A 19,519-nucleotide genomic window follows, 5' to 3' on the forward strand; every position below is an offset into this window, starting at 1 on the left:
GGAGCAAGCTCCCTCGCCACAGTGACGCGGTGTTACTCGGGATTACGGTTCCAGTACTTGAACAACGGTTCCGCCAGAAACAGCACGAACAGCAAGCGCATCACCTGCATCGCCGTCACCAGCGGCACCGACAGTTGCAGGGTCTCCGCCGTCAGACTCATCTCGGCAATCCCCCCGGGCATCATGCCCAACGTCAGCGAGCGCAGATCCAGATGGGTCAGCGCGCTCAAGCCCAACGCCGCCAATGTGGCGATCAACATGGTCAGCGCCGTGCCGATCAATGTCCTGCCCATGAATGACGGTGCGCGGCGGAAGAACTGTCGATTGAAGTGACAGCCCAGCCCGCTGCCGATCAGCCACTGGCCGATCTGGCTGCCGCCGTCGGGCAGGCCGATGTGCAGATCCCAGGCAATGCTCACCGTGGCACTGACCAGCAACGGGCCGAACAACCACGGATTGGGTTGACGCAAACGCTGCCAGAGCCAGGCGAGCAGGGCGCCCGCAGGAAACAGAATCGCCAGCCAGCGCCAATCGACGTTGCCAGCGTGGGAAATCGGCGTGCCGTCGCCCAGCAGATACTTGAACGCGGCCGGCACGCACAGCACCACCACCAGCACCCGCAGACTCTGCCCCGCCGCGACATGGCTGAGCAGCGCGCCATTGCGTGCGCCGAGGTTGACCATCTCCCCGGAGCCGCCGGGCATGCTCGAGAAAAACGCCGTGGCGCGATCCTCGCCGGTGCGGCGCATCAACCACACGCCGACCACCGCCGACAGACTGGTGACCAGCGCACCGAAGAAGATCAGACCGAAGTGACTCAGCACCTGCTCCATCACCACCGGGGTGAAGTGCAGGCCGATGCCGATACCGACAATCCATTGGCCGCATTTGCGCCCGCCGGGGATTTCCGTGAGTTGCCACGGGGTCAGGCAGCGCACGAGGATGATCGCCAGCAGCGAGCCGACCATCCACGGCAGTGGCCAGCCGATCTGGCTGGCGATAAAACCGCCAAGCAGACCGACCAACGGGGTCGCCCACCAGCTTCTGAGGGAGGAGCGGTCAGACATCGGCGATGGCGCGTTGCGCCGCCGAACGTTTGCGCCAGATGCGCAGCAGCGGCATCAGCAACATGATCGCGGTCAGGATCCACACACCGAAAGTGATCGGGCTCGACCAGAGGATTTCCAGCGCACCGTTGGAGATCGACAGCGCACGACGCAGGTTCTGCTCCATCAGCCCGCCGAGAATGAAGCCCAGAAGCACCGGCGACAACGGGAAATCCAGTTTGCGCAGGATGTAACCGAAGATGCCGATGCCGACCATCAGGAACAGGTCGAACGTGGTCGCATGCACGGCGTAGACGCCGATCCCGGTGATGATCGCGATCACCGGCACCAGTGCCCAGTTCGGCACGGCGAGGATGCGGGTGAAGATGCGGATCATCGGGATATTCAGGATCACCAGCATGATGTTGGCGATGAACAACGAAGCGATCAGGCCCCAGACGATGTCCGGTTGCTGTTGGAACAGCAGCGGCCCCGGGGTGATGTTGTACAGCGACAGCGCGCCGATCATCACGGCGGTAGTGCCGGAACCGGGTACACCGAGGGTCAGCATCGGCACCAGCGCGCCGCAGGCCGACGCGCCGATCGCGGTTTCCGGGGCGGCGAGGCCACGGGCGTCACCCTGACCAAATTTGCCGCCAGTACCGGCGATGCGTTTTTCGGTCATGTAGGCCACGGCACTGGCCAGCGTCGCGCCGGCACCTGGCAACACGCCCATGATGAAACCCAGCAGGCCGCAACGGATGTTCACCACGAACACCGACGCCGCTTCCTTGAAGTTGAACATCATGCGCCCGGTGGCCTTCACCGCTTCCTGACCGCGATGGGTTTTTTCCAGCAGCAGGAGGATTTCACTGACCGAGAACAGACCCAGCACCAACACCACGAACTGAATGCCGTCGGTCAGGTGAATGTTGTCGCCGGTGAAGCGATAAACACCGCTGTTGGCGTCGATGCCGACGGTCGACAGAAACAGGCCGATCAGCGCCGCAATAAAAGTCTTCAACGGACGATCACCGGCCATGCCGCCGAGGCAGACAATCGCGAACACCATCAACACGAAGTATTCCGCCGGGCCAAAGGCAATCGCCCATTTCGCCAGCAGCGGGGCGAATAGCACCATGCCGCAGGTGGCGATGAACGCGCCGATGAACGAACTCCATGCCGACAGCGACAGCGCGACACCGGCCAGACCTTGACGCGCCATCGGATAGCCGTCGAGGGTGGTCATCACGGTCGAAGCTTCGCCCGGAATGTTCAGCAGGATCGAGCTGATCCGCCCGCCGTATTCGCAGCCGAGATACACCGCCGCCAGCAGAATCAGCGCCGACTCCGGTGGCAGGCCAAGGGCGAAGGCGATCGGGATCAGCAGGGCCACGCCATTGATCGGACCCAGGCCCGGCAACAGCCCGACCACGGTGCCGATCAGCGTGCCGGTCAGGGCCGTGACCAGGTTGTACGGACTCAGCGCGACGCCGAAGCCCTGACCCAAATAACCGAGAGTATCCATATCAGTTCTCCAGAACGTCGAGCAGGCCCAGCGGCAGTGGAACGTCCATCAGACGGTCGAACAGCAGGTACAGACCGATGGCCATCAACGTTGTCACCACAATGCTCGGCAGCCAGCGACCGCCATACAGGCGCGCCATCGGGATGCCGATCAGGATGCTGCTGAGGATGAAGCCCAGCGGTTCGAACAGACCGGCGAAGACCAGCAGTAACAGCACGCAGACGCCGATCTTGGTCAGGGTTTGGCGATCCAGTGGCGGCTCTTCTTCGCTGTGTTTGATCGGTGCCGGGCGGAACACCATGTACAGCAGCGCCGCGGCCATCAAGCCGAGCATCAGCAGAGGAAAGGCGCGCGGGCCCACCGGTTCATAAGAAAAAGCCGCTTGATACGGCCACGCCATCAGGGCCAGGCCGACGCAGGCCAGCAATAGCACCGAGGCGAAAATGCGTTGTAAGAGCATGGGAAACTCCTGGGCCGTGGCCTCGATGCGCGAGGCCGCAGCCGCTAGACAGAGACGATCACTGAATCAGGCCGAACTCTTTGGCCAGCACTTTGTAGTCCGCGACCTGCTTCTTCACGTAGGTGTCCAGCTCCGGGCCGGTCATGGCGAACGGGAACAGTTCACGCTGATCGCGCAGCTTGGCGAACTCATCGGAGGCCAGCAGTTTGTCGAAGGCGTCTTTCCACCAGGCGTAGTCTTCGTCGCTGACTTTTGGCCCGAGGTAGAAACCACGCACCACCGGCCAGACGATGTCGTAGCCTTGCTCACGGGCAGTCGGGATGTCTTTCATTTCCGGCTCGTCGATGCGCTTGTCGGCGAATACCGCCAGCAGACGCATGTCACCGCTCTGGATGTGCGGCATGGAGTCGGAGATGTCGGTACTGCCGACCTGGATGTGACCACCGAGCAGAGCAGTGGCGATTTCACCGCCGCCTTCGAGGGCGACGTAACGCAGGTCACGCGGGTTGATCCCGGCAGCCTTGGCGATCAGTGCGGTCTGCATCCAGTCCTGACTGCCGACGGTGCCGCCGGAGCCGATGACCACGGAGCTCGGATCTTTCTTCAGGGCTTTGACCAGATCGTCGAGGGTCTTGTAGGGCGAATCGCTTTTCACCGCGATGGCGCCGTAACTGGTGCCGACGGCAGCCAGCCAGCGCACATTGGTTTCATCGAAACGACCGAACTTGCCTTGTGCCAGGTTCAGCAACGAACCGCTGGACCACGCCACCAGCGTGCCGGCATCGGCCGGGCGCTGGGCAACCACCGCGTTGTACGCCACCGCGCCGACACCGCCGGGCATATAGGTCACGCGCATCGGTTTGGTCAGCAGTTTTTCGTTGACCAGCGCGCTCTGCGCCAGTTTGCAGGTCAGGTCGAAACCGCCGCCGGGGGAGGCCGGGGCGATGCATTCCGGACGTTTCGGTTCGGCCATCAGCTGGCCGGCGAACAGCATGACGCCAGCGGCCAGAGCAACTTTACGCAGTGACAAATTCATTGGTTTCTCCACAGTCTTGTTGTTGTAGGGTTTCATGTAGGAGCTGCCGCAGGCTGCAATCTTTTGATCTTCAACACTCCGGCATTTCAATCAATTACCAAAGAGCAACGCTATAGCTCACCAGCAACCGCACTTCATCCGCATCGCGAGCCGAGTAGTTGGAACGGTAAGTGGCATTACGCAAACGCAACGCAACGTCCTTCAGGGCGCCGCTTTGTACTACATATTTGATCTCGGTGTTGCGCTCCCACTCTTTGCCTTCTTCGCCGTTCTTGAGCTTGATGTTGTCACCGCTCAGGTAACGGCTCATGAACGACAGGCCGGGGATGCCGAGGCGGGCGAAGTCGAAGTCGTAGCGCGCTTGCCAGGAGCGTTCCTCGGCACCGGCGAAGTCGTTGATCTGCACGAAGTTGACCAGGTACGGGTCGCTGCCATCGACATACGGGAAGGCGCTGTCGCCGGACATGTGCTGATAACCGGCGCTGAACTTGTGGCCGCTCAGGGCGTAGCTGACCAGACCGTTGAGCGAGCGGTTATCGATTTCGCCACCACGGGCCGCGCCCTGATCGTCACTGACGGCAAAGCGCAGGTCGGTGGCGAAGGTGCCCGGTCCCATTGGCCGCGAGGCAACGAGGCCGAAGAAGTGCTGGTTGTAGACTTCATCGAGTTGGGCGAAGTGGTAACTGCCGGTGATCTTGTCGGTGAACTTGTAGTCCACGCCGGCAAAGTCGAAATGCTTGCCGGCGGCCGTGCCGGCAAAACGGCTGTTCTTGTTGTTGAGGGCAATGTCCTCGAAGTCGGTGCTGTCGCGATCCTTGGCCTTGTCCAGACGCCCGCCGGTGAAGGACAGGTTCTTGATCTCTTTGGAGGTCAGCAGACCGCCTTCAAAGGTCTGCGGCAGGATGCGTCCGTCGTTGGGTTTGAGGATCGGCAGTTCGGGAATCAGGCTGCCGATTTTCAGTTCGGTGGCGGAAATTTTCACTTTGCCGGTCAGGCCGACTTTCGAGTATTCGTTCGCCGCGCGCCCGTCATCGTGGGTCGGCAACAGGCCGGTGCCGGTGCGATCCGGGCTTGAATCAAGTTTGACCCCGAGCATGCCCAGCGCATCGACACCGAACCCCACGGTGCCGTCGGTGTAACCCGATTGCAGGTTGAGCATGAAACCCTGCGCCCATTCATCACGCTTGCTTTGCTGGGCACTGGTGCCGTCGCGAAAGTCACGGTTGAAGTACATGTTGCGGGTTTCGAAAGTGGCGGAACTGTCTTCGATGAAGTCGGCGTAGCTCAGCGGCGAAAAACCGGCGAGGGCAGCGGTGCTGGCGAGGGTGGCGTGGCGCAAACGAGAAGGACGAACAGGCGTAGAAGCCTTGGTCTGCAAGGACGGCATGCGGGTGTACTCCGTTTATTGTTCTTATTGGTCGAAAACGCTTCAAGGCGTTTTTCGTAGCGCTGTGTGGCAGCAGCGACGGCAGTCGAAACTGTCCGTGACCGGACTCTAACGACCCAACCTTTCGCTAACCTTTCAGCTGGATTTCGCGGGTTTCGGGCTTCACAGCGGCGGTTGCGGCTGTAAACTCCGCGGCAAAGAGTGGCGTCGGCCATCCCTGAATGAGGTAGAGATCCATGCGTGTTCTGCTCGTCGAAGACCATTTGCAACTGGCCGAAAGTGTCGCCCAGGCGCTCAAGAGCACCGGTCTGACCGTGGACGTGCTGCACGATGGCGTGGCCGCCGACCTGGCGCTGGGCAGCGAGGAATACGCGATGGCGATCCTCGATGTCGGCCTGCCGCGCATGGATGGTTTCGAAGTGTTGGCGCGCCTGCGCGCGCGGGGTAAAAATCTGCCGGTATTGATGCTGACCGCGCGCAGCGACGTGAAGGATCGAGTCCACGGCTTGAATCTCGGCGCCGACGATTATCTGGCCAAACCGTTCGAGCTGACCGAACTCGAAGCCCGGGTCAAAGCCCTGCTGCGGCGCAGTGTGCTCGGTGGGGAGCGTCAGCAGCGCTGCGGCGTACTGGCATACGATCTGGACACCCGGCGCTTCAGCCTCGGCGAAGAACTGTTGACCCTGACCTCCCGCGAGCAAGCGGTGCTCGAAGCCCTGATCGCCCGCCCGGGACGGGTGATGAGCAAGGAGCAACTGGCCGCACAGGTGTTCGGTCTCGACGAAGAAGCCAGCCCCGATGCCATCGAAATCTACGTGCATCGCCTGCGCAAGAAACTCGACGGCCAACCGGTGGCGATCGTGACTTTCCGTGGCCTCGGTTACCTGCTGGAAAGCCGCGATGCATAAGCCCAGCAGTCTGCGCTGGCGGTTGCTGTGGAACCTCGCGTTGTTGCTGGTGGTGTTGATGCTCGCCAGTGGTCTGAGCGCGTACTGGAACGGGCGCGAAGCTGCCGACACGGCTTATGACCGAACCCTGTTGGCTTCGGCGCGAACCATTGCCGCCGGCCTGTCGCAGCGCGACGGCACGCTCAGCGCCGACGTGCCCTACGTGGCGCTGGATACCTTCGCCTACGACAGTGCCGGACGGATTTACTACCAGGTCAACGACATCCATCAGAAGCTGATTTCCGGCTACGAAAACCTGCCCGGACCACCACCCGGTACGCCGAGAACCGACGATTATCCAGCGCTCGCGCGCTTCTATAACGCGACCTATCGCGGGCAGAACGTGCGCGTGGTCAGTCTGCTCAAAGCGGTCACCGAGCCGAACATGAACGGCATGGCGGAAATCCGCGTCGCCGAAACCGACGAGGCGCGGGTCAGCATGGCCCGCAGTCTGGCGGCCGATACACTGCTGCGTCTGGGCATGCTCGCCATCGGCGCCCTGTTGCTGGTGTGGTTTGCGGTGAGTGCCGCGCTGCGCCCGCTGGAGCGTTTGCGCACGGCGGTGGAGGAGCGTCAGCCCGATGATTTGCGGCCCCTGCCGCTGGTGGAAGTGCAACATGAATTGTGGCCGCTGGTGCGCGCGCTCAATCACTTCACCGAACGCTTGCGCGGGCAATTCGAACGACAGGCGCAGTTCATCGCCGATGCTGCACACGAACTGCGCACGCCATTGGCGGCGTTGAAGGCGCGGCTGGAGTTGGGGTTGCGTTCCAGTGAACCGGAAACCTGGCGCAGCACGCTGGAATCCTCTGCGCAAAGCACCGATCGCCTGACCCATCTGGCCAATCAACTGCTGTCGCTGGCGCGGGTGGAAAACGGTGCCCGGGCGATAGCCGAGGGCGGCGCGCAATTATTGGATCTGAGTCAGTTGGCCCGCGAGTTGGGCATGGCTATGGCGCCGTTGGCTCATGCGCGCGGAGTGGCGCTGGCGCTTGAGGCGGATGAGCCGGTGTGGCTGCGCGGTGAACCGACGTTGCTCAATGAGCTGCTGAGCAATCTGGTGGACAACGCGCTGGCGCATACGCCACCGGGCGGCAACGTGATTCTGCGGGTCGCGGCGCCGGCGGTGCTTGAGGTCGAAGATGACGGGCCGGGGATTCCGCTGGAGGAGCGTGATCGGGTATTCGAGCGCTTCTACCGGCGTAATCAGCAGGTCGCGGGCTCAGGGTTGGGGCTGGCGATTGTCGGAGAGATCTGCCGGGCGCATCTGGCGCAGATCAGCTTGCACGATGGTGAACAGGCCGGCTTGAAGGTTCGGGTAAGTTTTATTGCCGGATAGAGCCCGGAGGGCTTTTGTGGCGAGGGAGCTTGCTCCCGCTCGGCTGCGCAGCAGTCATGATCCCTGAGTGCACGGTTTGCCTGATGAAGGGAGATCGCCTGGTTTTGGGGCCGCTTCGCAGCCCAGCGGGAGCAAGCTCCCTCGCCACAAGTCAGTAAAACATCGTTCGCGATTCTTCCAGATCCGCGCACAATTGCTTGTTCTCCGGATCGATCCCAAGCTTCCTGAATGCCGGCACGCTGAGCGGGTCAATCCGCGCAATCGGATGATCGCTGTCCTTGTGGCAATACAGGCTCGCCACCTGCACCAGATCGACGTAATCGAGGTGTGCCGAGTCGCGTATGAAATCCAGATACAGCCCCGGCAACGCCACCAGTTGCTCGGGAAATTCCCAGACCCGCAACAGCTTGTCGCCCAGCAACGGGTGAATATGGTCGATCACATGGTTGAGGCTGACCGGGTCCGACAGCAGTTCGTAGTGATCTTCGGCGTAGGTCAGGATCGGCAGCACGCCGATCTGATGCACCAGTCCACCCAGCGCCGCCTGATCAGGTTTGAGTTGGGTGTGACGGCGGCACAGGGCGTAGCTGACGCCGGCGATCTCCAGGCTCTTGCGCCAGACTTCGCGCATCTTCTGTTCGACCACCTCGGAGCGGGCGTGGAAGATCTGTTCCATCACCAGCCCGATCGCCAGGTTGCTGCTGTAGTTCACCCCCAGTCGGGTGATTGCGGTGTGCAGGTCGGTGACTTCCTGGGTCGCGCGCAGCAACGGGCTGTTGACCACTTTGATCAGGCGCGCCGACAGCGCCGTGTCGCGGCCAATCACTTTGCTCAGGTCGCTGACACTGATCTCCGGGTCTTCGGCGGCCTTGCGAATTTGCAGGGCCACTTCCGGTAATGTTGGCAGAACCAGGTCATCGTTATCGATGGCCTCAACCAAATCCTGTTGGACCTTATCCGCCAGCTCGCTCATGTAGATTCTCTAGGGTGTTGCAACAAAAGCTGCGATCAGCGCTGGATTTCGCGGTCGCGATCCAGTTCGTAGGGCAGGTCGAGCAAATGCAGGGCTGGCCCTTCCAGGGCGCCCAGGTGCAGATCACCCGCTTCGGCAGCTTCGGCCTGCAACACCGCGAGCAGTTCAATCTTTTCTGCGGCGCGGGCCGCAATCACCACTTCGCCGATGGCGCTGTTGTGGCTCGGGGCGAACAGCGGGGTGCCCGGCTCCGGCAGTTCGCTCGCGTCCAGTTGCACGCGATAGAGGCGACGCTTGAGCTTGCCCAGGTACTGCATGCGCGCGACGATTTCCTGGCCGGTGTAGCAACCTTTCTTGAAACTCACGCCACCGACGGCCTGCAGGTTGAGCATCTGCGGGATGAACAGCTCGCGGGTGCTCGGCATGACCTGACCGATACCGGCGCGGATCTGCCCCAGCAACCATTGGTTCAACTCGCCTTCAGGCAGGGCGGCGGCCAGTTTGGCCTTGATGACGTCGGCTTGATCGGCCGGTACCCAGAGTTCGGCGCGATCCGGCGAGACGCGAATCGCGATCAGGCCTGCGTTGCGCACCACGCTGTCGGTCTCGCTCGGCAGGTCCAGACCCAGGCTGGCCAGCGCCTTGTCGCCATGTTCCAGACCAAAGCGCACCCAGGCGGCGCTTTCGTCGGTCAGTTTGGACTTGGAGAACACCGCGTACTTTTTCAGGTCCGCCAGTTGTGGCTCCAGCAGTTCGCTGGCCATCGCCAGCAGCACGCCGTCACCTTCGAGCAGAATGCGGAAGCTCGACTGCATCCGGCCTTTTTGCGTGCAGCGCGCGCCCAGGCTGGCCTGGCTGTCGCTGAGGTAATTGATGTTGCAGGTCAATTGGCCTTGCAGGAATTTGCCGGCATCCACGCCGCGAACCGCGAGTACGCCTTCATGAGACAGGGTGCAGAAAAAAGCAGAATCGGCCATGGGTCATCGCAGGGTAAAAAGTCTGGGGCACATCATAAGGGCGCGTTGTTGAAATGGGTAGTTGATAAAGGATCGGTGGTGCCCGACCAAAGCCGACTGTGCGACCCGCGCCGGGGCTGTATACTGCGCGCCTATTTGAGGAGGGCTCCATGGTCGAACAAGTTGAACTCAATCGCCTCTTCTGGCACAGCCGCCGCGGCATGCTGGAACTTGACGTGCTGCTGGTGCCGTTCGTGAAAGAGGTCTATCCGCACCTCAACCAGGTCGATCGCGACTTGTATGTCCGTCTGCTGACCTGTGAGGATCAGGACATGTTCGGTTGGTTCATGGAGCGCAGCGAATCCGAAGACCCGGAGCTGCAGCGCATGGTCCGGATGATCCTGGACCGTGTTCAGCCCAAGTAATACGTTCGAATGCCGCTGGCATGCCTCACGGCAGTTGCTGGCGGCATATCTGTTGGCCCAGGCGTTCGCTCTGGGTGTGTTGTTTCTCCTGTCGATTCCACTCTGGGCCAGTCTGCTCGGGGCTGTCGCCTGTCTGCTGCACGCCGTGTGGGCGTTGCCACGGCAGATTCTGCTGAAGCATCCGCAGGCTTTTTGCGGATTGCGCCGCGACGCCGATGGCTGGCAGTTGTGGAATCAGGCGGGCGGTTGGCAATCGGTGCAACTGCGCCCTGACAGCCTGGCGTTGCCCTTGATCGTGGTATTGCGCTTTCGTTTGCGCGGGGAGCGGCGGGTGCGCTCGATCTGTGTACCGCGAGACTCGCAGGCAGCGGATGTGCACCGACGCCTGCGAGTGCGGCTCAAGTTCAGCCGGCGTAGGTGGGCGGCACCAGAATAGTGTCGTGCGCCTCGGGCAACAGGTTCGGATAGTCGAGGGTGTAATGCAGACCGCGACTTTCCTTGCGCTCCATGGCTGAGCAGATCATCAGTTCGGCGACTTGCGCCAGATTACGCAGCTCGATCAGGTCGCGGCTGACTTTATAGTTGCTGTAGAACTCGTCGATCTCGTCCAGCAACAGACGCACGCGGTGCTGCGCCCGTTGCAGGCGCTTGTTGGTGCGCACGATGCCCACGTAGTCCCACATGAAGCGGCGCAGCTCATCCCAGTTGTGGGCGATGATCACGTCCTCATCGGAATCGGTTACCTGGCTGGCGTCCCACTCGGGCAGGGCGGTTGGCGCGGTGACGTCATCCAGTTGCGCAAGAATGTCCGCTGCCGCCGAGCGCGCATAAACGAAGCATTCGAGCAGCGAGTTGCTGGCCATGCGGTTGGCCCCGTGCAGGCCGGTGAAGCTGGTTTCGCCAATGGCGTACAGCCCCGGCACGTCAGTGCGACCGTGTTGGTCGACCATCACGCCACCACAGGTGTAGTGCGCTGCCGGTACGACCGGGATCGGCTGCTTGGTGATGTCGATGCCGAAACCCAGGCAACGTTCGTAGACGGTCGGGAAGTGGCTTTTGATGAAGGCTTCAGGCTTGTGGCTGATGTCGAGATACACGCAGTCGACGCCCAGGCGCTTCATTTCATGGTCGATGGCGCGGGCGACGATGTCGCGTGGCGCCAGTTCGGCACGTTTGTCGAAGCGCGGCATGAACCGTTCACCGTTGGGCAGCTTCAGGTGTGCACCTTCGCCACGCAAGGCTTCCGTGATCAGAAAACTCTTGGCCTGCGGGTGATACAGGCACGTAGGGTGGAACTGGTTGAATTCCAGGTTCGCCACCCGGCAGCCCGAACGCCAGGCCATGGCGATGCCGTCACCGCAGGCACCGTCGGGGTTGCTGGTATAGAGGTAGACCTTGGCCGCGCCGCCGGACGCGAGGATCACGAAGCGTGCGCCGTAGGTATCGACTTCGCCGGTCGCGCGATTCAGCACATAGGCGCCGAGGCAGCGCTCACCTTCCATGCCCAGACGCCGTTCGGTGATCAGATCAACGGCAACTCGCTGCTCCAGCAGTTCGATGTTGCTGCGTTCTTTGGCTTGGGCGAGGAGGGTGGTGAAAATCGCTGCGCCGGTTGCGTCGGCGGCATGGATGATGCGCCGATGGCTGTGGCCACCTTCGCGGGTCAGGTGGAATTCGAAACCGCCGTCTTCGGTGCCGGACTGTTCGTCGCGGGTGAACGGCACGCCCTGGTCGATCAGCCACTGGATGGCTTCGCGGCTGTGCTCGACGGTGAAGCGCACCGCGTCTTCATGGCACAGACCGCCGCCGGCGTTCAGAGTGTCGTCGACGTGGGATTCGACAGTATCGGTATCGTCCAGCACGGCAGCGACGCCGCCCTGGGCCCAATAAGTCGAGCCGTTGGCCAGATCACCTTTGCTCAATACGGCAATGCGCAAATGACCCGGCAGGGTCAGCGCGAGACTCAAACCAGCAGCGCCGCTGCCAATCACCAGAACATCGTGTTGAAACTGTTGGCTCATTTCAGGATTCCGCTCAAAGCGACCCGGATCGGGGTTGGCGCAAGACAGCTGGATCGGCGAGTCAAGACAGCCACACAGCCCACTAGTATATAGAGGGGTGGAGCGGCACAATAGCCGGGCTCGTATGGCATTGTGAAACTACTGTGACGACAAAAGCTTGACGCTTCGTCGGACGTTTTTTTCTGTCGTTTTGGGAAAAGGCGACTGTATCGAGGATGAAACAGGCTTTTTCAGCACACGGTTGCTCGATGTCGCTTCAGCGCGGCTATAAATAATTGGAACTTTTGCCAGAGGCCCAAGATCAATAGTCAGTTGCCAGAAGCACGGGACAGTGTCGGCTTCAATGCAGAACCTGCGATTGGGTTTTTGCCGGCGAACCGATGACAAGATTATTCGCGCAGCCGGTTTATCCCGCGCTGCGTTTTTCGTGCGTGCCAAATCAGAGCCCGCAGGAAACTTGCCTGGAGGGGGAGAACTTTTGCGAAAAGCCCGAGTCTATGTTTGCAAGTCTGGTCGTTTAGTTATGCAAGCCTCCTCCATGCTTATCGAGGAGTGTTCATGCTAACCCAGGAAGAGGATCAGCAGCTGGTCGAGCGCGTTCAGCGTGGCGACAAGCGAGCTTTCGATCTGCTGGTGCTGAAATATCAGCACAAAATTCTCGGGTTGATCGTGCGTTTCGTGCACGACACCCATGAAGCCCAGGATGTGGCTCAGGAAGCCTTTATCAAGGCCTACCGAGCACTAGGAAACTTTCGCGGAGACAGCGCGTTCTATACGTGGCTTTACCGCATTGCTATCAACACGGCAAAGAACTATCTGGTATCACGCGGCCGCCGGCCGCCGGATAGCGATGTAAGTTCTGAAGATGCAGAGTTCTACGACGGCGATCATGGCCTCAAGGATCTCGAATCACCGGAACGCGCATTGCTGCGGGATGAGATCGAAGGCACCGTCCATCGAACCATTCAGCAACTGCCAGAGGATTTACGTACGGCTTTAACTTTACGTGAATTCGATGGTCTGAGTTACGAGGACATTGCGAGCGTCATGCAGTGTCCGGTGGGTACCGTGCGCTCCCGGATTTTCCGCGCCCGGGAGGCCATCGATAAAGCCCTGCAGCCGTTGTTGCAGGAAAACTGAGACAGCGGCGACAGCCAAGAGAGGAACGCCATGAGTCGTGAAGCCCTGCAGGAATCGCTGTCCGCAGTGATGGATAACGAAGCGGACGAACTGGAATTGCGTCGAGTGATCAATGCACTGGACGATGTTGAAACCCGTGAGACCTGGGCTCGTTATCAGATCGCTCGGGCAGCCATGCACAAGGATCTGCTGCTTCCGCGTCTGGACATTGCTGCGGCAGTTTCTGCTGCGCTGGAAGACGAAACGGCTCCAGCCAAAGTATCCCGCGGGCCTTGGCGCAACCTGGGTCGTCTGGCCGTTGCAGCTTCGGTGACCGTTGCAGTACTGGCCGGTGTGCGCTTGTATAACCAGGACGAAATCGCTGGCGTCGAGCTGGCTCAGCAGTCCAATCAGCCTTCGCTGGTTGCACCGCAGGTCAAGGGCCCGGCTGTCCTGGCTGGTTACAAGGAAAGCTCGGAAACCACTGGCCCGATGGCCAATGGCGTCCTGCAAGGTCAGCCAGGCTGGCACGATCAGCGTCTGCCAGGCTATCTGCGTCAGCATGCCCAGCAGGCTGCATTGAAAGGTACTGAAAGCGCTCTGCCTTATGCGCGTGCAGCAAGCATGGAAAACCGTTAAGGAGGATCATGCGCGCCATACCTCTACTTTCGCTTCTGCTCAGCGGCTGGTTCATTGTTCCAGCCCATGCCGACGAGGCCCAGGACTGGTTGATCCGCCTGGGTCAGGCCGAGCAGCAGCAAAGCTTCCAAGGCACTTTCGTATACGAGCGTAACGGTAGTTTTTCTACCCACAATATCTGGCATCGTGTCCAGAACGGTCAGGTCCGCGAGCGCTTGCTTCAGCTCGACGGCTCGGCTCAGGAAGTCGTACGTGTTGATGGGCATACTCAATGCGTCAGCGGCACCCTGATTGCGGGGTTGGGAGATTCTCCCAACTCGACCGCTCGTTCGCTTGATCCCCAAAAGCTGAAAAACTGGTATGAGCTTGCCGTCATTGGCAAGTCGCGCGTGGCCGGGCGTGATGCGGTTATCGTATCGCTGACGCCTCGCGACCAGCATCGCTATGGTTTCGAACTGCATCTGGATAAACAGACCGGCTTGCCACTGAAGTCGTTGTTGCTCAACGACAAGGGACAGCTACTGGAGCGCTTCCAGTTCACCAGCCTCGATACCGCTGAAGCCCCGTCGGACAAAGACCTGCAGGCTGGCACCGAGTGCAAGGCCGTTACTATTGATAGTGACAAGGCTTCTGCGGTGAAGACGGCTCAGGTCTGGCATTCTGATTGGCTGCCCCCAGGCTTCGTACTGACCAGCAGCACCTCGCACAAAGATCCGCAAACCAAGACTCAGGTCAGCAGCCTGATGTATGACGACGGGCTTGCGCGTTTTTCGGTATTTCTTGAGCCGTTGAACGGTGCAACAGTGACCGACACCCGCACGCAGTTGGGGCCGACTGTCGCTGTTTCCCGCCGCCTCACTACGCCTGAAGGTGAGATGATGGTGACGGTGGTCGGCGAAATTCCAATCGGCACGGCCGAGAGGATTGCCCTTTCGATGCGCAACGATGGCGCTGCAACCAGCAAGCAGTGAGCTGATTTCAGTCATTTCCACTTCTTCTTCGAGACGTAGATGAAATGTTTGCTCAGCATTTTCATTTGCAAATCACCCGAAAGTTTTTTATAGGTCAGAGCCTCACGGCTCTGGCCTTGTCTGTCGTTCCCGGAACAAAAATGCCGGCCTGCGGTTCCCGGTGTTCCTTGCTCCATATCGCTTAACCCTGCTCGTCGTAACGGGAGCTGTATGTCGATACTTAGCTTGAAGTCTTATCTGTCCATTTTCGCCACCGTGCTGGTACTGGGTCAGGCTGTCCCGGCTGTCCAGGCGGCCGACCTGCCGGATTTCACCCAACTGGTTGAACAGGCCTCGCCTGCCGTGGTGAACATCAGTACCACGCAGAAACTGCCGGACCGCAAGGTGAACCAGCAGATGCCTGACCTGGAAGGCTTGCCGCCGATGTTGCGCGAGTTCTTCGAGCGCGGCATGCCACCTCAGCAGCGTTCGCCGCGCGGCGATCGTCAGCGTGAAGCGCAATCGCTGGGTTCGGGCTTCATCATTTCCTCGGATGGCTACATCCTGACCAACAACCACGTGATTGCTGATGCCGACGAAATCCTCGTGCGTCTGGCAGATCGCAGTGAAATGAAAGCCAAGCTGATCGGCACCGATCCACGCTCCGACGTGGCCCTGCTGAAGATCGATGGCAAGGATCTGCCGGTGCTCAAGCTCGGCAAGTCCCAGGACCTGAAGGCGGGTCAGTGGGTTGTGGCGATCGGTTCGCCGTTCGGCTTTGACCACACCGTGACCCAAGGCATTGTCAGCGCCGTCGGTCGTAGCCTGCCAAACGAAAACTACGTGCCGTTCATCCAGACCGACGTGCCGATCAACCCGGGTAACTCCGGTGGCCCGCTGTTCAACCTGAACGGTGAAGTGGTCGGGATCAACTCGCAGATCTACACCCGTTCCGGTGGCTTCATGGGCGTGTCGTTCGCCATCCCGATCGATGTGGCGATGGACGTTTCCAATCAGCTGAAAAGCGGTGGCAAGGTCAGCCGCGGCTGGCTGGGCGTGGTCATCCAGGAAGTGAACAAGGATCTGGCCGAGTCGTTCGGTCTTGATAAGCCGGCCGGTGCGCTGGTTGCACAGATTCAGGATGACGGTCCGGCAGCCAAGGGTGGCCTGCAAGTGGGTGACGTGATCCTGAGCATGAACGGTCAGCCGATCGTCATGTCCGCCGACCTGCCACACTTGGTCGGTGCGCTGAAAGCGGGCGCCAAGGCCAACCTTGAAGTGATTCGTGACGGCAAGCGCAAGAATGTCGAGCTGACCGTCGGTGCGATTCCGGACGAGGACAAAGAGCTGGCAGCACTGCCGAAATCCGGCGCGGAAAGCAGCAGTAACCGCCTCGGTGTGTCGGTGATCGAGCTGACCGCCGAGCAGAAGAAAACCTACGACCTCAAGGGTGGTGTGGTGATCAAGGATGTTCAGGATGGTCCTGCGGCACTGATCGGTCTGCAGCCGGGTGACGTGATCACTCACCTGAACAACCAGGCCATCGGCTCCACCAAGGAGTTCGCCGAGATCGCCAAGGCGTTGCCGAAGAATCGTTCGGTGTCGATGCGCGTTCTGCGTGAAGGTCGCGCGAGCTTCATCACCTTCAAACTGGCTGAATAATCCGCTAGCGGTGAAATAGAAAACCGCCTCGAAAGAGGCGGTTTTTTTATGCCTGAAACATTTGCCTCGTCGAGGAAAACTCAGCCCATCATGTCCTTGATCATGCGCTCCTGCTCCATTAGCTCGCGCTGGCGTGCATCGATCCGCGAGGACAGCGGGAAGTTGCTGCCCGCCTTGCGCTTGGCAAAGTCGAGTTGCTGGATCGCCTGACGATAATCGCCGACCAGCGCGAAGTACTCGGCGCGAGCCTGATGCAGACCAATGATGTTCCCAGAGAGACCACGGGTTTCCGCGACCTGATACCACACGTCAGGATCATTCGGACGGGATTTGAGCAGGCTGTCGAGGGCTTTCTCCGCGTCGGCGGTGCGATTCTGTTTCAGCAACAGGTCGACCCGAACCTGATTCAGTGGATAGTTGCCCGGATACTGGGTGAGCATTCGGTCAACCCGCGTTTGCGCATCCGGCAGACGGTTATTGGTAATGTCCAGGTCGATCTGCGCGAGGTTGTAGATGATCTCGTTGGGCGACCTGGCCAGCAGCTGTTTGAGGTTTTCCCGGGCTTCGTTGAGCTGGCCGCCCTTGATCTGAGCGATCGCCAGGCCGTAGCGCGCCACGTCGTTTTTCGGATTTTCATCCAGTTGTGCACGGAAGCGCTTGGCGCCCAGTCCCGGGGTTTCTTCATAGATCAGCTGAACGCGGGCGCGGATCAGTTGATAACGCATGCTGTCTTCGATGCCGCCCGCCGGTGCTTGTTCTGCGCGGTTACGGGTGTCGGCGATACGCGACTCGGTCACCGGGTGAGTCAGCAGAAATTCTGGCGGCTTGGCGTCGAAGCGATACTGGCGCATCAGGCGTTCGAACATGGTCGGCATCGAGCGCGGGTCGTATCCGGCCTTTTCCAGGTTGAGGATACCGATGCGGTCGGCTTCCTGTTCATTCTGGCGTGAAAAGGTGCGTTGCGACTGAATGGCTGCGGCCTGAGTACCGGCGATGGTCGCGATCCCGGCATCACCGCCTCCGGCGGCAGCAATCACGATGCCGGCGAGCAGCGCCGCCATCATCGGCACCTGCATCCGCTGCGAGGCTTCGACGCCGCGCGCGAAGTGGCGTTGCGATAAGTGCGCCAGTTCGTGAGCCAGTACCGAGGCATATTCGCCTTCGGTCTGCGCGTTGAGAAACAGACCACCGTTAACCCCGACCACCCCGCCCGGTGCCGCGAAGGCGTTGAGCTGCGGGCTGTTGATCAGAATGAATTCCAGGCGCCGATCGGTGACCTGGCTGGTTTCCACCAGCTTGTAGACGCTGGATTCGACGTAGTCTTTGAGCTGCGGATCGTTGAGCTGTGCAACCTGACTGCGCAACATCGCCAGCCAGGCGCGGCCCAGCTGATATTCCTGTTGCGGAGAGACAATGGCAGAACTGGCGTCGCCAAGTGACGGCAGATCGTCGGCAAAGCCCGGTGAGGCGAGCAGGCAAGCGAGCGTCAGCAGGGTAGGGCGCAGAAATGTCATGCACAAAGCCTTAGAAGACAAAGACCTTACTGTAGCCGGACACCGGGCTTGCGACCAGATATTCTAGGCGCCTCAACCACCTGAACCGGAGTGACGCAATGACTGACGCTGTAGCCCATGACTGTGAATTGGACGCCAGTGGCCTGAATTGCCCGTTGCCGTTGCTCAAGGCCAAGATGGAGCTCAACAAGTTGCCCTGCGGCGCGGTGCTCAAGGTGATCGCCACGGATGCAGGCTCGCAGCGCGACTTCCGCACCTTTGCCCGTCTGGCCGGTCATACGCTGCTGCGCGAAGAAGACGAAGCAGGCGTCTACCGTTACTGGTTGAAAAAAGCCTGAAGCCGACAGCGTAAAAGACCTAAGGATTATTGATGTTCAAAGTGTTACGCGACTGGATTCAGCGCTACTTTTCCGACGAAGAAGCGGTGGTGCTGGCGGTGCTGCTGTTTCTCGCCTTTACCGCGGTGCTCACACTTGGTGGCATGCTCGCGCCGGTATTGGCCGGCATGGTGCTGGCGTATCTGATGCAGGGGCTGGTACTCGCACTGGAGCGTATGCGCGTGCCTGGCGCGGCGGCGGTGGGGCTGGTGTTTGCGCTGTTCATGGGCGTGTTGCTGGTGTTCATCGTGGTGGTGTTGCCGCTGCTGTGGCATCAGTTGATCACACTGTTCAACGAGCTGCCGGGGATGCTCGCCAAATGGCAGTCGCTGCTGTTGCTGCTGCCCGAGCGCTATCCGCATCTGGTCTCGGATGAGCAGGTACTGCAGGCTATCGAAGCGGCGCGTGGCGAAATCGGCAAGTTCGGCCAATGGGCGCTGACCTTTTCCCTGTCGAGTCTGCCGCTGCTGGTCAACATCATGATCTATCTGGTGCTGGTGCCGATTCTGGTGTTTTTCTTCCTCAAGGATCGGGCCATGATCGGCGAGTGGGTGCGCGGCTATCTGCCCCGTGAGCGAGCGCTGATCACCCGCGTGGCGCAGGAAATGAACCGGCAGATCGCCAACTACATTCGTGGCAAGGTCATCGAGATCGTAATCTGTGGCGGCGTGACTTACATCGCGTTCGTCGCGCTTGGCCTCAACTATGCGGCGCTGCTGGCGTTGCTGGTCGGGGTGTCGGTGGTGGTGCCGTACGTCGGCGCGGTGGTGGTGACTGTGCCGGTGTTGCTGATTGCGTTGTTCCAGTGGGGCTGGAGCGATCAGTTCATCTATCTGATGGCGGTCTACGGAATCATTCAGACCCTGGATGGCAACGTGCTGGTGCCGTTGCTGTTTTCCGAGGCGGTCAATCTGCACCCGGTGGCGATCATCTGCGCGGTGCTGCTGTTTGGCGGGCTTTGGGGATTTTGGGGTGTGTTCTTTGCGATTCCGCTGGCGACGTTGTTCAAGGCCGTGCTGGATGCCTGGCCGCGCAAGGAGCCTGTGGTGGCTCCATTGCTATAAAAGCAAAAAGATCGTCCGATCGCGGCCCGAGCCTGCGGCAGCTCCTACAATTGGAATGCGTTTCCCTGTAGGAGCT

General features: G+C 60.5%; 19 protein-coding genes. 10 read left to right on the forward strand and 9 right to left on the reverse strand.

From position 1 onward, the window contains the following. Positions 1 to 32: 32 nt before the first annotated feature. The 5 genes from ABV589_RS21905 to ABV589_RS21925 all read right to left on the reverse strand — a co-directional run bounded on the left by ABV589_RS21905 (position 33) and on the right by ABV589_RS21925 (position 5,457). A complete protein-coding gene (locus ABV589_RS21905; protein WP_367083604.1) occupies positions 33 to 1,067 on the reverse strand; it encodes an AbrB family transcriptional regulator in 1,035 nt (344 codons plus the stop codon). After that, the gene (locus tag ABV589_RS21910) at positions 1,060 to 2,574 is read right to left on the reverse strand and encodes a tripartite tricarboxylate transporter permease (RefSeq protein WP_115986177.1); all 1,515 of its coding nucleotides are present in this window, start codon (positions 2,572 to 2,574) and stop codon (positions 1,060 to 1,062) included. Before ABV589_RS21910 ends, ABV589_RS21905 begins: the two co-directional genes overlap by 8 nt. A gap of 1 nt (position 2,575) precedes the next feature. Further along, positions 2,576 to 3,034, reverse strand: a complete 459-nt coding sequence (locus ABV589_RS21915) for a tripartite tricarboxylate transporter TctB family protein (RefSeq protein ID WP_367083606.1) — start codon at positions 3,032 to 3,034, stop codon at positions 2,576 to 2,578. Between the two features lie 58 nt (positions 3,035 to 3,092). Beyond that, positions 3,093 to 4,070: a tripartite tricarboxylate transporter substrate binding protein gene (locus ABV589_RS21920; RefSeq protein ID WP_027614454.1), complete on the reverse strand. Its 978-nt coding sequence runs from the start codon at positions 4,068 to 4,070 to the stop codon at positions 3,093 to 3,095. A 94-nt stretch (positions 4,071 to 4,164) separates the two neighbouring features. After that, complete coding sequence (locus ABV589_RS21925; RefSeq protein ID WP_367083607.1) at positions 4,165 to 5,457, reverse strand: OprD family porin; 1,293 nt, start codon at positions 5,455 to 5,457, stop codon at positions 4,165 to 4,167. 236 nt (positions 5,458 to 5,693) lie between these two features. Between ABV589_RS21925 and ABV589_RS21930 the strand changes: the two genes are divergently transcribed. Together ABV589_RS21930 and ABV589_RS21935 are read left to right on the forward strand one after the other, a co-directional pair. After that, positions 5,694 to 6,365 carry a response regulator gene (locus ABV589_RS21930; RefSeq protein ID WP_003222545.1) on the forward strand — a complete coding sequence of 224 codons (672 nt, stop codon included), beginning with the start codon at positions 5,694 to 5,696 and terminating at the stop codon, positions 6,363 to 6,365. After that, complete coding sequence (locus ABV589_RS21935; protein ID WP_367083610.1) at positions 6,358 to 7,743, forward strand: sensor histidine kinase N-terminal domain-containing protein; 1,386 nt, start codon at positions 6,358 to 6,360, stop codon at positions 7,741 to 7,743. Before ABV589_RS21930 ends, ABV589_RS21935 begins: the two co-directional genes overlap by 8 nt. Positions 7,744 to 7,894: 151 nt before the next feature. Here ABV589_RS21935 and ABV589_RS21940 read toward each other — a convergent pair whose 3' ends face one another. Together ABV589_RS21940 and ABV589_RS21945 are read right to left on the reverse strand one after the other, a co-directional pair. After that, a complete protein-coding gene (locus ABV589_RS21940) occupies positions 7,895 to 8,716 on the reverse strand; it encodes an HDOD domain-containing protein (RefSeq protein WP_367083612.1) in 822 nt (273 codons plus the stop codon). Positions 8,717 to 8,751: 35 nt separating this feature from the next. Continuing rightward, positions 8,752 to 9,693, reverse strand: coding sequence for a folate-binding protein YgfZ (locus ABV589_RS21945; protein ID WP_367083614.1), 942 nt, complete (start codon positions 9,691 to 9,693; stop codon positions 8,752 to 8,754). 149 nt (positions 9,694 to 9,842) lie between these two features. Here ABV589_RS21945 and ABV589_RS21950 point away from each other — a divergent pair, with 149 nt between their 5' ends. Next, positions 9,843 to 10,097 (forward strand): succinate dehydrogenase assembly factor 2, encoded by a 255-nt coding sequence (locus ABV589_RS21950; RefSeq protein WP_003222550.1) that lies wholly within the window; start codon positions 9,843 to 9,845, stop codon positions 10,095 to 10,097. Then, positions 10,081 to 10,533, forward strand: coding sequence for a protein YgfX (locus tag ABV589_RS21955; protein ID WP_367083616.1), 453 nt, complete (start codon positions 10,081 to 10,083; stop codon positions 10,531 to 10,533). The genes ABV589_RS21950 and ABV589_RS21955 overlap by 17 nt, the downstream gene beginning before the upstream one ends. Here ABV589_RS21955 and nadB read toward each other — a convergent pair. Further along, positions 10,502 to 12,118, reverse strand: coding sequence for an L-aspartate oxidase (gene nadB / locus ABV589_RS21960; RefSeq protein ID WP_367083618.1), 1,617 nt, complete (start codon positions 12,116 to 12,118; stop codon positions 10,502 to 10,504). The genes ABV589_RS21955 and nadB overlap by 32 nt on opposite strands. Before the next feature lie 558 nt (positions 12,119 to 12,676). On the opposite strand from nadB, the gene rpoE reads away from it, so the two are divergent. From rpoE to ABV589_RS21980, 4 genes are all read left to right on the forward strand, one after another. After that, the gene (gene rpoE, locus ABV589_RS21965) at positions 12,677 to 13,258 is read left to right on the forward strand and encodes an RNA polymerase sigma factor RpoE (protein WP_003172477.1); all 582 of its coding nucleotides are present in this window, start codon (positions 12,677 to 12,679) and stop codon (positions 13,256 to 13,258) included. 30 nt (positions 13,259 to 13,288) lie between these two features. After that, positions 13,289 to 13,876 carry an RseA family anti-sigma factor gene (locus ABV589_RS21970; protein WP_003222558.1) on the forward strand — a complete coding sequence of 196 codons (588 nt, stop codon included), beginning with the start codon at positions 13,289 to 13,291 and terminating at the stop codon, positions 13,874 to 13,876. 8 nt (positions 13,877 to 13,884) lie between these two features. Next, positions 13,885 to 14,847: a MucB/RseB C-terminal domain-containing protein gene (locus ABV589_RS21975; protein ID WP_367083621.1), complete on the forward strand. Its 963-nt coding sequence runs from the start codon at positions 13,885 to 13,887 to the stop codon at positions 14,845 to 14,847. A 210-nt stretch (positions 14,848 to 15,057) separates the two neighbouring features. Next, positions 15,058 to 16,488 carry a DegQ family serine endoprotease gene (locus ABV589_RS21980; protein WP_007963275.1) on the forward strand — a complete coding sequence of 477 codons (1,431 nt, stop codon included), beginning with the start codon at positions 15,058 to 15,060 and terminating at the stop codon, positions 16,486 to 16,488. 80 nt (positions 16,489 to 16,568) lie between these two features. Here ABV589_RS21980 and ABV589_RS21985 read toward each other — a convergent pair whose 3' ends face one another. Beyond that, positions 16,569 to 18,002: a M48 family metalloprotease gene (locus ABV589_RS21985; RefSeq protein ID WP_367083623.1), complete on the reverse strand. Its 1,434-nt coding sequence runs from the start codon at positions 18,000 to 18,002 to the stop codon at positions 16,569 to 16,571. A 98-nt stretch (positions 18,003 to 18,100) separates the two neighbouring features. Between ABV589_RS21985 and ABV589_RS21990 the strand changes: the two genes are divergently transcribed. After that, entirely contained in the window at positions 18,101 to 18,340 is a 240-nt protein-coding gene (locus ABV589_RS21990) for a sulfurtransferase TusA family protein (protein WP_367083624.1), read from the forward strand. Positions 18,341 to 18,372: 32 nt separating this feature from the next. After that, positions 18,373 to 19,443, forward strand: a complete 1,071-nt coding sequence (locus ABV589_RS21995; RefSeq protein ID WP_027614463.1) for an AI-2E family transporter — start codon at positions 18,373 to 18,375, stop codon at positions 19,441 to 19,443. Positions 19,444 to 19,519 lie beyond the last annotated feature (76 nt).

The sequence above is a fragment of the Pseudomonas sp. HOU2 genome, from assembly GCF_040729435.1.
Lineage (GTDB): Bacteria > Pseudomonadota > Gammaproteobacteria > Pseudomonadales > Pseudomonadaceae > Aquipseudomonas.